Annotated in this window: 14 protein-coding genes, 1 tRNA gene and 1 other annotated feature; of the genes, 13 read left to right on the top strand and 2 right to left on the bottom strand. The window is 35.9% G+C overall.

The window, feature by feature from the left end; translation table 11 throughout:
- Window positions 1-25 precede the first annotated feature (25 nt).
- The gene (locus K412_RS0101310; RefSeq protein ID WP_024831429.1) at window positions 26-2,056 is read left to right on the top strand and encodes a methyl-accepting chemotaxis protein; all 2,031 of its coding nucleotides are present in this window, start codon (window positions 26-28) and stop codon (window positions 2,054-2,056) included.
- 61 nt (window positions 2,057-2,117) lie between these two features.
- Here K412_RS0101310 and K412_RS0101305 read toward each other — a convergent pair whose 3' ends face one another.
- A complete protein-coding gene (locus K412_RS0101305) occupies window positions 2,118-2,537 on the bottom strand; it encodes a chemotaxis protein CheW (RefSeq protein ID WP_024831428.1) in 420 nt (139 codons plus the stop codon).
- A 70-nt stretch (window positions 2,538-2,607) separates the two neighbouring features.
- Complete coding sequence (gene argJ, locus K412_RS0101300) at window positions 2,608-3,810, bottom strand: bifunctional glutamate N-acetyltransferase/amino-acid acetyltransferase ArgJ (RefSeq protein WP_024831427.1); 1,203 nt, start codon at window positions 3,808-3,810, stop codon at window positions 2,608-2,610.
- Window positions 3,811-4,000: 190 nt separating this feature from the next.
- Here argJ and K412_RS0101295 point away from each other — a divergent pair, with 190 nt between their 5' ends.
- From K412_RS0101295 to K412_RS0101235, 12 genes are all read left to right on the top strand, one after another.
- The gene (locus tag K412_RS0101295) at window positions 4,001-4,666 is read left to right on the top strand and encodes an HAD family hydrolase (protein ID WP_024831426.1); all 666 of its coding nucleotides are present in this window, start codon (window positions 4,001-4,003) and stop codon (window positions 4,664-4,666) included.
- Window positions 4,667-4,717: 51 nt separating this feature from the next.
- Window positions 4,718-4,932, top strand: a binding site (T-box leader).
- A gap of 73 nt (window positions 4,933-5,005) precedes the next feature.
- On the top strand, window positions 5,006-7,645 hold the full coding sequence (alaS, locus tag K412_RS0101285) for an alanine--tRNA ligase (protein WP_024831425.1): 2,640 nt from the start codon (window positions 5,006-5,008) through the stop codon (window positions 7,643-7,645).
- Window positions 7,646-7,679: 34 nt separating this feature from the next.
- Window positions 7,680-8,024 carry a histidine triad nucleotide-binding protein gene (locus K412_RS0101280; protein WP_024831424.1) on the top strand — a complete coding sequence of 115 codons (345 nt, stop codon included), beginning with the start codon at window positions 7,680-7,682 and terminating at the stop codon, window positions 8,022-8,024.
- A gap of 181 nt (window positions 8,025-8,205) precedes the next feature.
- Window positions 8,206-8,382, top strand: coding sequence for a 30S ribosomal protein S21 (gene rpsU / locus K412_RS0101275; RefSeq protein WP_004622093.1), 177 nt, complete (start codon window positions 8,206-8,208; stop codon window positions 8,380-8,382).
- Window positions 8,383-8,423: 41 nt separating this feature from the next.
- Window positions 8,424-8,867 carry a GatB/YqeY domain-containing protein gene (locus K412_RS0101270; protein WP_024831423.1) on the top strand — a complete coding sequence of 148 codons (444 nt, stop codon included), beginning with the start codon at window positions 8,424-8,426 and terminating at the stop codon, window positions 8,865-8,867.
- A gap of 162 nt (window positions 8,868-9,029) precedes the next feature.
- On the top strand, window positions 9,030-9,494 hold the full coding sequence (locus K412_RS0101265) for a CYTH domain-containing protein (protein ID WP_024831422.1): 465 nt from the start codon (window positions 9,030-9,032) through the stop codon (window positions 9,492-9,494).
- 31 nt (window positions 9,495-9,525) lie between these two features.
- Window positions 9,526-9,777 (top strand): YkgJ family cysteine cluster protein, encoded by a 252-nt coding sequence (locus K412_RS22615; protein ID WP_024831421.1) that lies wholly within the window; start codon window positions 9,526-9,528, stop codon window positions 9,775-9,777.
- A gap of 12 nt (window positions 9,778-9,789) precedes the next feature.
- The gene (locus K412_RS0101255) at window positions 9,790-10,368 is read left to right on the top strand and encodes a DJ-1/PfpI family protein (protein WP_024831420.1); all 579 of its coding nucleotides are present in this window, start codon (window positions 9,790-9,792) and stop codon (window positions 10,366-10,368) included.
- Between the two features lie 48 nt (window positions 10,369-10,416).
- Complete coding sequence (ymfI, locus tag K412_RS0101250; RefSeq protein ID WP_024831419.1) at window positions 10,417-11,157, top strand: elongation factor P 5-aminopentanone reductase; 741 nt, start codon at window positions 10,417-10,419, stop codon at window positions 11,155-11,157.
- A gap of 148 nt (window positions 11,158-11,305) precedes the next feature.
- The gene (locus K412_RS0101245; RefSeq protein WP_024831418.1) at window positions 11,306-12,085 is read left to right on the top strand and encodes a hypothetical protein; all 780 of its coding nucleotides are present in this window, start codon (window positions 11,306-11,308) and stop codon (window positions 12,083-12,085) included.
- Window positions 12,086-12,165: 80 nt separating this feature from the next.
- Entirely contained in the window at window positions 12,166-13,509 is a 1,344-nt protein-coding gene (locus tag K412_RS0101240; RefSeq protein ID WP_024831417.1) for an MFS transporter, read from the top strand.
- A 78-nt stretch (window positions 13,510-13,587) separates the two neighbouring features.
- Window positions 13,588-13,664, top strand: a tRNA-Val gene (locus K412_RS0101235).
- The last annotated feature ends 121 nt before the right edge of the window (window positions 13,665-13,785 follow it).

Raw genomic sequence — 13,785 nt, 5'->3', positions numbered from 1 at the left:
AAATATCTCCAAAGGGGAATGGAAAATGATTGTGACAAGAATATGCAGAAAAATAAAAAACATTAATATAAGACTTCGTATACAACTTCTTATAGTACTTATAACGGTAACACTTATTCCAATAATTGCAGTAAGCACTACAACTTATATAACAACCATAGGAAAAATAAAAGAACTTTCATTAAACAATCTTAAATCTGATTCCTATAACACTATGAACAATATAGAAGTAAAAATAAAAAGTTTGGACAGTACCATTAAGGGAGTAGCTTCTCAGCCCGACTTTTTAGTTGGACTTGAAATGGCCAACAGTATTAATGCTAAAATGGATACAGCAACGTACAGCGGGATTCAGCTTTCAATGAAAAATGTAGTAGAAGGCTCAGAAGGACTTATTGATACAATGTACTTGTGCAATAAAAGTGGAAAAGTCATTGCTTCGGCTGCCAAAAAAACCAAAACATCGGGTATAGTAAAATTCTACGATATGCAGCTTTTTGAAAGAATAAAAACAGATACAAAGAATGAAGTTATAGTAGGAAATTGCATTATATTAAAAGAAGCGAACAAAGAGGTAATACCAGTTACGAGAGCAGTCAAAAGTCTTGCAGGATTCAGCGGAACAATAACTGCATTGGTGGACTATGATAAATTCTTCAAACTTGACAATAACAAAATAAAAAGCGAAATTATTATATTGGACAGTGGGTTTAAAGTTTTTTTTGGCACGGACAACAGTAAAATAAACAGCAAAAACCCAATTAAAGGAGCTGTATATAATGAAAGTATTACTTATACGGATTCTGGAATAAAAAAAATAGCCCATTTGGAGAAATCAGGTCTTGCAAATTGGATAGTATGTGCTCAAATGAACTATAACATAGTTATGCAGCCTGTAAAGCAATATATTCTTATTCTTATAATAGTTTTAGTATTATCTCTTCTCCTTGCCACAATTATCTCCATTATTTATTCTAAATATATTTCAAACCCTGTAGTTGAACTTACCACACAAATAAAGAAAATTGAAGAAGGCTTTCTGGAAGTTGACTTTAACGAGAAAAGCAATATATTAGAAATAAACAGTTTAAGAAATGCATTCAAAAAAATGGTAAGTAATCTGAATACACTTATATCCGGTATCAGTTCAGCATCAAGGGAAATAGATGAAATGTCCGCTCTTATGTATAGTGAGGCCAGTGAATCATTTGAAAAATCAGAATACACTCTAAAATCAGTTTCAAACATAAATATCAATATAAAGAATCAAGCAGACAATACAAGTTATGCAGCAGCGGAAATAAAAAGTCTGGCAGAGCAGATTGCTACAACAAGGGAACACTCAAACAATGTCTACAACTTTCTTGACGGACTCAACAATTCAGCGGAAAGGGGTAAGAGCCAAATGGATAAGCTGGAGGCAAATTCAACACTAAATCTTCAAAGTATAAGTAAAATGAATAAAATGATAATCGGACTTCAGGCACAAATGCAACAAATAAATACTATAACTGCTACAATTCAGAGTATAGCTAAACAAACACAACTGTTGTCACTTAATGCCAGAATAGAGGCTTCGAGAGCAGGAGAGTCAGGAAAAGGATTTGCAGTAGTGGCTGAAGAAATTAAGGAACTATCTAACCAGACGAACTCACAGGCAGGGGTAATAAGAAAAATGATTGAGAGTATTGTACACAATTCAAATAACCTTAGCATGAGTTTTGAAGAGGTAAGTACAGGAACAGACACACAAAACAGCTGTATAAATGAAACTAAAGAGTGCTTTCTGGAAATCAAGAAGAATATAGACAATATAAATACTCGCCTTTTTAATATAACTGATTATTTGCATGAAATGGATAAGCAAAAGGATAATCTTGTATTGCTGGTAGATCAAATTAATAATGCTGCCGAAGAGATAGCAAATAGTTCTGACGATGTGCATCAGTACACTAAAAATAATATTAGTTCCGTAAAAAAAGTCCATGAAAAATCAAACATATTTAAGAACTTATCCAAAAAGTTGAATTCATCTGTAGGGTTATTCAAAGTTTAAATTTCGATAGGTTATAAAAATACCCGGTTTGATAATGTCAAACCGGGTATTTTTTAATGTATTATTTAACTTCAAACAATTTTTCAAGATCAAGAATAAGTACTATACGACCGTCTCTTTCAATAACACCGCTGAAAAATTTGCCTGAAATGCCTGAAATAAGTTCAGGAGCAGGCTTTACTTCCGTATCTTCTGCACTGAATATTTCCATTACTTCATCAACGAGGAGACCAATGTTTGATTGATGATTCAATATGATAATTCTAGTATTGTCATCAGACTCTTTTGGCGCATATCCAAACTTCTTTCTTAAATTAAAAACTGTATGGACTTTTCCTCTTAAGTTAATCAATCCATCAATATATTCAGGTGTATCAGGAACTTTGTAAATATCTGTAATTCTTTCGATTATATTTACGTTATTTATACTAATTGCAAATATTTCATTGTTTATCTTAAATAAAACCAACTGTGTAGACATTTTACAATTACCTCCCCCTAAAAGTTCTTGTATAGACATTATATCAATAATACTAAAATTCGGCAATCGTTTAACTTCTGTAACTTCCGTTTATCTTAACATAATCATATGAAAAATCACAAGTCCATATTCTGTCTGACACATTTCCTTTTTTAAGATTTATTTTAATAACAATTTCTTTTTTCTTGAGTATCTCTTTTACAGCAGATTCATCAAAATTAGCGGCTGTTCCATTTCGACAGACAAGAATATCTCCTAAATAGATATCTGTAAGATTAGGGTCAAATGAAGCACCTGAATATCCTACTGCCGTAAAGATTCTTCCCCAGTTGGCATCTTCACCGAAAATAGCAGTTTTAACTAATGGAGATTTAGCAACTGCACTTACAACCTTATAGGCATCGTTTTCATCACCGGCACCGTCAACTTGAACTTCAATAAGCTTTGTAGCTCCTTCACCGTCTTTAGCTATTAGCTTTGCGAGATAAGTACAGACAAACATCATTGCATCAACAAATTTTGAATACTCATAGTCTTCCTTTACAATGGCATCATTATCTGCAAAACCGTTAGCTAATACAAAAACAGAATCACAAACACTGGTGTCTCCATCTACCGAAACTCTGTTAAAAGTCTTTTTTACACATTGCTTAAGTGCTTTATCCAGAAGGCTTCTTGATATATTTGCATCTGTTGTGATTATACCTATCATAGTAGCCATGTTAGGATGAATCATTCCTGAACCCTTTGCAATACCGCCAATGCGAACGGTTTCACCTTGAAGTTCTATATCAACGGCGATTTCCTTTGGCATCAAATCAGTAGTCATAATGGCTTCTTCAGCATCTGACCCGCCTTGAGAGCTGAGAGCATTAACCGCTGAACGTATACCTGATCTTATGGAAGGCATATTTAGCTTTGTACCTATTACTCCGGTAGAATTAACAAGAATATCCTGAGCATCACACTGCAAAAGTTCGGCAGTTAACTCGGCCATTTCCTTTGCATCCTTGTACCCTGTTTCACCAACACAGGCGTTGGCATTTCCACTGTTGATTACAATAGCTCTAGCAAAACCATTTTTAATATGTTCCATTGAAACCTGCAGGGAGTGTCCTTTAACAACATTGGTTGTAAACACCCCTGACGCAACAGCTGTATCCTCAGAACAAACTATAGCAAGATCTTTTCTGTTATTTTTCTTTGTTCCACAGGCAACTCCTGCGGCTTTAAAGCCTTTGGGAGCAGTAACACCACCATCAATAATATTCATGTGAACCTCCATGTGCCTATTAAGGCTCTATTTAAATTTAAATACAAATAATAACATCTTTATTTTAAGTTGATTATACATAATTATGCAGAATGAATCAATTAAATTTGGTATATAATCATTTTAAATTGAGAATGTTGTGCTATAATAGTCCTGCCGCTAATCTATGCAATTTTATCGGAGGAGAAAAATGGAATACAAAGCTATATTGTTTGATTTGGACGGAACACTTATAAACTCACTGGAAGATTTGGCTGACAGTGCCAATGAGGTCTTAAATAAATACGGATTCAAAACTCACCCCACGGATTCATATAAAAAGTTTGTAGGAAACGGAGTACGGAACCTGATAAAAAACGCTGCACCCAGCGGAACAGATGATAGCGTCGTTGATATGATACTCCAGGATTATCGTATAATATACAACAAAAATTATGTAAATAAAACAAGAGCTTATGATGGAATACATGAGATGTTGGATAATCTAAAAAAAGCAGGGGTAAAAATGGGAGTTTGCTCAAACAAACCTCACAAACCCACAAATGAAATTGTTGAAAAGTTATTTGGATGTGAGTATTTTGACGTAGTCTTTGGTGAGAGAGATGGAATACCACGTAAGCCGGATCCGGCTTCACTGACAGAAGCGGCTGAAAGTTTGGGAGTTGCACCGAGTAAGACAATATATGTTGGAGATTCAGGCGGTGATATGGAGTCGGCTAACAGGGCAGGCATGCTGGCAGCAGGTGTATTATGGGGATTCCGGGAGCAAGAGGAATTAATAGCATGCGGCGGAAAGATATTGCTGTCTTCGCCTACTGAACTGGTAGACTTTATAACCGGCACTAACAAGGATTAATTTTACTGCAATCCTTGACACTGGAATATAAGATTGTATATAATTTTATCAAGAATGGCAATGAAGGGAAGAAGTAGTTTTATGTTTTCTGACTAAAGAGAGAGAACGGTTGGTGCGAGTTCTTGCAGAGCATTTTACGAAGCAGTTTCCGGAGCTTCTGTCCGGTAAAAAGGATGGACGTACCCACGGCGTTATTGTGGATTGACTAAGAGCCCCCGTTTGGGGGAATTAGGGTGGTACCGCGTGAGATATCTCTCGTCCCTTTATTTGGGGATGGGAGTTTTTTATTGAAAAAACTTTTTAAATTTAAGACCAATATATTTGAAAGGACGAACATAAATGCAAAAACTAGGATTGAATGAATTAAGAGAACGTTATCTAAAGTTTTTTGAAAGTAAAGGACATTTAAGGCTTCCCAGTGCATCTTTAGTTCCTAGAAATGACCCTAGCCTCTTGCTTATTAACTCAGGAATGGCACCGTTGAAACCATTTTTTACAGGACAAGAAGAGCCTCCTAGAAAAAGAGTAACAACTTGTCAAAAGTGCATAAGAACACCTGATATAGAAAATGTAGGAAAAACAGCCCGCCATGGTACTTATTTCGAAATGCTGGGTAATTTTTCATTTGGAGATTACTTTAAAAACGAAGCTATTCCATGGGCATGGGAATTTGTAACTGAAGACCTTAAAATGCCTGTTGACAGGTTATGGGTAACAATTTATGAGGACGATGACGAAGCTTTTGATATATGGCATAAGGTTGTAGGTTTGCCTGCTGAGAGAATTGTTCGAATGGGCAAAAAGGACAACTTTTGGGAGCATGGTACAGGCCCTTGCGGTCCTTGTTCGGAAATATACTTTGACAGAGGGCCTGAAAAAGGCTGTGGAAGCCCTGACTGCAAGGTAGGTTGTGAATGTGACCGTTACGTAGAATTCTGGAACAACGTTTTTACACAGTTTAACAGAGATGAACAAGGTAACTATACAAGACTTGCTCATCCTAATATTGATACTGGAATGGGCCTTGAAAGACTTGCATGTATTTCACAGGATGTTGACAACCTCTTTGAGGTGGATACTGTGTGGAATATACTGGATTATATATGTAAAACAGCAGGAGTTGAATATAAAAAGTCTGAGAAAACAGATATATCCATACGTGTAGTCACAGACCACATTAGAAGTACAACAATGATGGTTTGTGATGGAGTTTTGCCGTCCAATGAAGGCAGAGGCTATGTTTTAAGAAGGCTATTGAGAAGAGCTGCAAGACATGGCAGACTTTTAGGAATAAACAAGCCCTTCCTTTATGATGTAGCTATGGTTGTAATAAATGAGTCTAAGGAAGCTTATCCTGAGCTTGCTGAAAAGGCTGAGTATATTAAAAAGGTTATAAAAATAGAGGAAGAAAGATTTGAAGCAACTGTTGATCAGGGAATAGTTATTCTCAATGAATTCATAGATGAAATAAAAGCAAAAAAGCAGGAAGTAATACCAGGTGAAATGGTATTCAAACTCCATGATACCTATGGATTCCCACTTGATTTGACCAGGGAAATTGCAGAAGAAAACGGTCTGGGGATAGACGAAGACGGTTTCAAAAAGGAAATGGATGCTCAGAGGAAGAAAGCAAGAGATGCTCATAACAGCAAAGACACATCAGCGTGGTCTGACAGTGTTTTTGACAAACTGGATAAAAGTCAAAAAACAACTTTCCTTGGGTACGAGCAAACAGAATGTCAGTCAAAAATACTGTACCTTGTAAAAGATGGGGATATCGTTGATAACGCCCAAGAAGGTGACGAAATAACAGTTATTCTTGACAAGACTCCTTTTTACGCTGAAATGGGTGGTCAGGTAGGTGATTCGGGAGTTCTGAGCAACCAAAATGGCCTTATAAGAATTTCAAATTGTACAAAAACTGCTGATGGAAAATTCCTTCATACGGGAGTCGTTGAAACCGGTCTTGTGGAAACAGGTAGTACGGTTACTGCTTCAATAGATGAGAAAAGAAGAATTGCCATAAACAGAAATCATACGGTTACTCATTTACTGCACAAAGCACTGAGAGCTGTATTGGGAGATCATGTTCATCAGGCTGGTTCTCTTGTAGAACCCAATAAACTGAGATTCGACTTTAGCCATTTTTCAGCAATGACTTCTGAAGAACTAAAAAAGGTTGAGGATATGACAAATGAAGCTATTCTCAGCAGTATGGAAGTTGATATAAGGGAAATGCCTATTGATGAAGCTAAAAAACTTGGCGCAATGGCTTTATTTGGCGAGAAATACGGAGATACTGTAAGAGTTGTAAAGGTAGAGGATTACAGCATTGAATTGTGCGGAGGTACTCATCTGAAAAATACTTCTCAGGCGGGTCTTGTTAAAATTCTCGGTGAAAGCGGCGTAGCGGCTGGTGTAAGGAGATTGGAAGCTCTTACAGGAGAAGCTGCAATAAGATATTACAGAGAGAGAGAGAACTTGCTAAACGAAGTTGCACAGGCATTAAAAGCAACTCCTCAGGACAGTATTAAAAAAGTAGAAAGCCTTGGACAGGAACTTAAAAATGCTGAAAAGGAAATAGAACAGCTTCGTAACAAACTGGTAAGCGGTGAAGCAGAAAGTGTACTTGCCAATGCCGTTGAAGTAAAAGGTATAAAAGTGGTTACAGCACGATTTGACACTATGGATATGGAAGGCCTTAGAAATACTGGAGATATGTTAAAAAGCAAACTTGGTTCAGGTGTGGTAGTTCTTGGGTCAGGTTATGGAGATAAGGTAAGCTTTGTTGTAACCGCTACAAAGGATGTTGTGGCCAAGGGAATACATTCAGGAAATATTATAAAGGAAGTTGCAAAAACTGCCGGAGGTGGCGGTGGAGGACGTCCAGATATGGCACAGGCAGGTGGTAAGGACTTGTCTAAAATAGATGAAGCATTGAAGATTGCTGTTTCTATTGTGGAAACACAAATTAAATAAAATTAAAATGCAAAAACAGTAAAGGAGTTATGCTATGAGCGATTGTATATTTTGTAAAATAATAAAAGGTGAGATTCCTTCAAAGAAGGTTTACGAAACAGAGAAGGTTTACGCTTTTTATGACATCAAGCCAGAAGCACCGATACATGTGCTGATAGTTCCAAAAGTGCATATTTCTTCACATAACGAACTTAATCCAGAAAATGTTGATGTTATGAAAGATATTCATCTAGCTGCAAATGAAATTGCAAAAGAACTCGGTATTTCCGAGAGCGGATACAGATTGATTAATAACTGCGGAGAAGCTGCAGGACAAACTGTTTTCCATTTGCATTATCATTTGGTAGGCGGAACCTCAATGGGCTCCAAAATACTGTAGAATTATGTTTAGTAAATAAGTCGTTTTATTTGTATCTTTTATTAAATATATATTGACACTTTTTTGAAAATTAATATATAATATAGTGTGTGCTGTATTTAGCTTAATTCCCTACAGTATGTGATAAGGTACTACGGCTTATTTCCCGGCACAATTGTTACCATCGGAGGGAGGGAAGTGTGTGTCTGAAGTAAGAGTTAAAGAGAATGAGTCTTTGGATAGTGCTCTCAAAAGGTTTAAAAGATCTTGTGCAAAATCAGGTGTTTTAGCTGAGGTTAGAAAGAGAGAACATTATGAGAAGCCTAGCGTAAAGAGAAAAAAGAAATCTGAAGCAGCAAGAAAAAGAAAATTTAAATAATTTATCTTGTGACAATAGTAAGACTATAGGAGATATTTATTATGTCACTAAAAGAATTGCTTGTTCAAGACTTAAAGAATGCTATGAAGGATGGTAATGATGTCGCAAAGACAGCTATCCAGATGGCAAGGTCAGCAGTGCTTCAGGTTGAAAAGGACACTAAGGTTACCCTTGACGATGATGGTATAGTTGAGATTATTACAAAAGAAGTAAAAAAGAGAATGGATACTTTGCCTGACTTTGAAAAAAGTAACAGACAGGATCTTATAGATAATCTTAAGGCAGAAATTGAAGTTTTGAAAAAATATTTACCACAGCAGTTGAGTGAAGGCGAGATAGAGGAAATTGTAAAAGAAGCTATTTCTTCTACCGGAGCTACTTCAGCTAAGGAAATCGGAAAGGTAATGCAGGCAGTAATGCCTAAAACCAGAGGCAAGGCTGACGGTAAATTAGTTAACCAAATAGTAAAAAAGTTATTAGAATAAGAAAGAGTCCGGTATATACCGGACTCTTTCTTGCGTGCGCCTGTAATATAAGAAATTTTGCAATAGAAATTAAGTGTATGTTTTAAAAGTACTTTGGAAACTATTGAAAAAGTTGAGCTCGATTATTATAATTATTTGTAGCTTAAAGGAGAAGTAGCTTATATGTCAATAGAAATTGAAAAGAAGTTTCTTGTAAAAAGTGATGACTATAAGGCTTGTGCAAAGCCGGTTTTATTCAGACAGGGGTATTTGAGTACGTCTATTGGGAGAACTGTACGGGTAAGAAGATATGACGATAAAGGATATATAACGGTAAAAGGAAAAACAAATCACTGCACCAGATTAGAATATGAGTACTGTATTCCAACTGACGATGCCGATAATATGCTTGATAATTTATGTTTACAGCCTATAATAGAAAAGGTAAGACATTTTTTGGTATATAAAGGGCATGAATGGATTGTAGATGAGTTTCTTGGGGCTAATAAAGGTCTTGTAGTAGCGGAAATCGAACTAAATAATGAAAAGGATAGTTTTGAAAAACCAGACTGGCTTGGAAAAGAAATAACTTCTGATGTCAGATACTATAACTCAAACCTGGTTAATAATCCCTATAACACATGGTAAACAGGTTAAAGTTTAAGAAAAGAGATTGAAAATGGAATGTAGAAAATATTGTGGGGCTTGCTGTATAGCTCCTTCAATATCATCACCTATACCCGGTATGCCAAAAGGTAAGCCTGCTGGGGTAAGATGTGCCCAGTTGAATAGTGATAATAGCTGTAGAATTTTCGGGTTACCGGAAAGGCCTCAGGTGTGTTCAAGCCTGAAGCCTTCAAGAGAAATGTGCGGTGAATCCAGAGAATATGCTTTAAAATATTTGCTCAAGCTCGAAGAGTTAACAAAATAAGGAGGTATAGACATGGGTAAAATATTAGTATTTATGTATAACGATATGGCAGATTTTGAAATTTCATATGCTACGCATTTGTTAGGACATGAATTATCAAAAGAAATAGTTCCATGCGCATATGAAAAAAATACTATTAAGAGTAAAGGCGGCTTGTTGTTTACGCCAGTAGTTACTGTTGCCGAAGCAAAAGTAGATGATTATGAAGGATTTTTGATTCCCGGAGGTTGGAATCCAGTTGTCAAAACCAAAATCCTTGATTTGATAAGAGATTTTTATACAAGTGGGAAACTCGTTGCTGCAATCTGTGCAGGTCCCAGATATCTTGCAAAGGCAGGTATATTAGATGAGGTTAAATATACTACGTCAATAGTTGAATGGACACAAGCCAGAAGAGAAGCATTTAACAATGAAGATGACCCATTTCCAAGGCAAAACTTTATTGATACAAGAGTAGTAAGGGATAAAAATGTCATAACTTCAAAAGGTATATCTTTTGTTGATTTTTCTATTGAAATAGCAGATTATTTCGGTATGTTTAAAAATCCTGATGATAAGAAAGCTTTTTTTGATATGATTAGCGGAAAGTAGCTTACTGTTATAAAAAAACTAACTAAATGAATTGAGGCAATTTATATAATGAATAAGCAAAAAACTGTTCTTGTAACAGGTGCTTCAAGAGGAATAGGCCATGCCATTGCTAAGAAATTTGCCCAAAACGGATTTAACGTTGCTATAAACTTTAACGTAAATAGGACGGCAGCTGAAAATCTGGAAAGGGAGTTAGCTAGGGAGCAATGTAATGTAATGACTGTAAAGGCGGATGTAAGCAGTCAGGAACAGGTTCTTGAAATGGTTCAAAGTATTAATTCACATTTTGGCAATATTGATATACTAATTAATAATGCAGGTATAGCAGGGCAAAGACTATTCACAGACATTACAACTGAAGAATGGGACAGGATGTTTGACATTAATGTAAAAGGAATGTTCTATTGCTGTAAAGCAGTTCTTCCTCATATGATAAGAAGCAAATGGGGGAAAATAGTTAATATATCATCTATATGGGGGTTAACAGGTGCATCCTGTGAAGTACATTATTCTGCTTCAAAGGCAGCGGTTATAGGACTGACACGGGCATTGGCAAAGGAAGTAGGCCCGTCTAATATACAGGTTAATTGTGTTGCCCCCGGTGTAATTGATACTGATATGAATTCAGAACTTGATGCCCAAACATTGGATGAGCTGAAGGAACAAACCCCTTTGGGAATAATTGGAACGGGTACTGATATTGCAGAAACAGTGTTCTTTCTGACCTCAGACAGTGCTAAGTTTATAACGGGGCAAGTAATAAGCCCAAATGGCGGTTTTCTAATTTAACTAAAATAAAGATTATTAATTATAACAAATTACTCTTGAATTTATACAATGCTGAGTATATACTAGCAAGTGTCTGTTTTGTTAGTATTGGACACAAAATTATTACTTATAAAATATTATGCTGCCTTGGCAGCTTGGAGGATAATAAATGGGGAATTCTTCAGGAGTCAAAACTTTTTTTGAATATCTTCCGGAAAGTATTAAGTTTCACAAATTAAAAAAAGAGGGGCTGGCACGATTAATATTTGTGCTTGTCCTTTTTTGCCAATTAATAGGTAAATACGCATTATACAAATACGCCCAAATGTTCCCTATAGAGGAAATTGAAGAAATCTATAACAATTTGGCATCATTTTCATCAACTGCTTCTACAGACATATATCAGCCGTCTATACATATTTTGTATGCTTTTTTAGTGGCACTTGGTGTATCACTTTTGTCCAAGCTTGTTTCAAATTTGTTCTTATCTGTTTATATGTATTCTTACTTATCAGAACAAAAGGGGAAGGACAGTGGATTTAAGGCAAGCTTTTCAGGCGTTTTCAAGTATATTGGCCGAATCATATCCTATAATGTTATTTTTGGGCTAGTAGTAATGTTTGGCTCTATGTTTTTTGTTATTCCCGGTATAATAGCTTATGTAATGTTTGTTTTTGGTTTCTGCTATGTATTGGACTTGAAACTGACCATGGCGGATGCAATGACTGCCAGCAGTGAAATTACAAAAGGAAAGAAAGCTCAGATTGCGGGTATACTTGTAGCTTATTTTGTAGTATTTAAGTTACCTGTATTTCTTTTGGTAGGAAACTCTATTTCAGGTGTGTTTATTGGAGCTTTTCTGACAACAATAACTAATCTGATTCTTCAACGATTTATTGTAAAAATATATATGGATTTGGAATATAAGGTAGAAGCAACCCATAGGTAATAGAACTGTCACACTTATATTTGCACTAATTATTTATAGCTTTATTCATACTAATGTTCTTTGATGGGGGAGTATTTTCCATGGTTTTAAAATTTAAAAGACCAAGGCTTTATGGCGATGTTTCAGATGAAAATTATGAGCTGAGCCGTAGACGGTTTATTCTTGAGGGCTGCCTTTCAAACGGTATTTATACCCTCACAGCAGGTGCGTTTTTGGCTGGGTATGCAAAATTTCTAGGCGCATCCGATCAAATAATTGGCCTTATTGCAGCTATACCATTATTGGCCAATATTCTACAGATGTTCAGTCCAATATTTTTGGAAAAACTTACTAGTAGAAAGAGTTTGATTGTTAATACCTGCTTTTTATATAGGTCATTGCTTGGACTGATGATAGTTATTCCGCTTTTAACACAGAATACATCTGCCAGAGTGCTTTTGCTGGGAGGCATGTATTTTGCGGCGTATCTTATTTTCAGTTTTTCTAACCCTGCAGGCGGAAGCTGGATTATTAGTCTGGTTCCCGAGAGATACAGAGGCAGGTATTTTGGGCTAAGGGATACCTTTATAATTTCATCAGCGGCTGTTCTTTCACTATCCATGGGCAGAATACTTGATGTATTCAAAGTGTCTGGAAGGGAATTTCTAGGCTTTATTTTTGTTTTTTCTATAGTATTGCTTTTAGTTATGATGAATATTTATGTACTTAGAAAAATTAAAGAACCTGAAATAGTACCTATTAGCCAGAATGTGAATATTAAGAGTTTGTTTACCTTGCCTTTAAAAAACAAGCAGTTCCGTCCGGTTATCTTTATAAATGCAGCATGGAATTTTGCAGGACAGATTGCACTGCCTTTTTTTTCTGTTTATATGGTAACAGGTTTAAAACTGTCATATACCTTTATAATGTTTGCAAACATTCTCCTTTCAGTAGTACAGGCTTCTACAGCAAAGCTTTGGGGCAAACTGGCTGATAAGTTCAGTTGGGAAGTTACTACTGTTATTTCTATAGGTATGTTAGGCTTATGCCACCTGACTTGGGCTTTTGTAACTAAAGAAATCTGCTATGTAATTATACCTTTTATTCAGATAGTAGCCGGAGCAGGGTGGTCAGGAGTTAACATATCATTATTTAATATTCAGTTTAAGCACGCACCACAGGAAGGACGTACAATTTTTGTAGGATTTAATGCTGCGGTTGCGGGACTGGCCGGCTTTACAAGTGCATTTTTGGGAGCATTTCTCGTAGGAGCCCTGGAAAATGTCAAAATTAACATTGGGATAACCGTACTCAACAATATGTTGATATTATTCGGATTATCAGGTACACTTGTAATTCTGTGTGCAGTTATTTTTGCCTATAAATTTAAGAGCAATAGTGGAAAAAAGGATAGTGGAGAATATGATAATAATCTGGCAGGATAATAGTTCCGTATGTCTATAAAATAAAAATTACAGGTACTTGACAGTAGATGAAAATATATGGATAATAGTAGTACAAATGACGGATTAGCTCAGTTGGTTAGAGTACTACCTTGACATGGTAGGGGTCACTGGTTCGAGCCCAGTATTCGTCACCAGAACTGCTTGTTTTTGCAAGCAGTTTTTTTTTGTGACTTTTAGGAAGTTTTCATAAAAACAGCTGTATTATACGAGATAAATCAAAAGGGGCTATTGCAAAACAAATTCTTATCTTTCTTA

Source organism: Ruminiclostridium josui JCM 17888 (genome assembly GCF_000526495.1).
GTDB classification, from domain to species: domain Bacteria; phylum Bacillota; class Clostridia; order Acetivibrionales; family DSM-1351; genus Ruminiclostridium; species Ruminiclostridium josui.
This window is presented reverse-complemented; position numbering and strand designations above follow the sequence as displayed.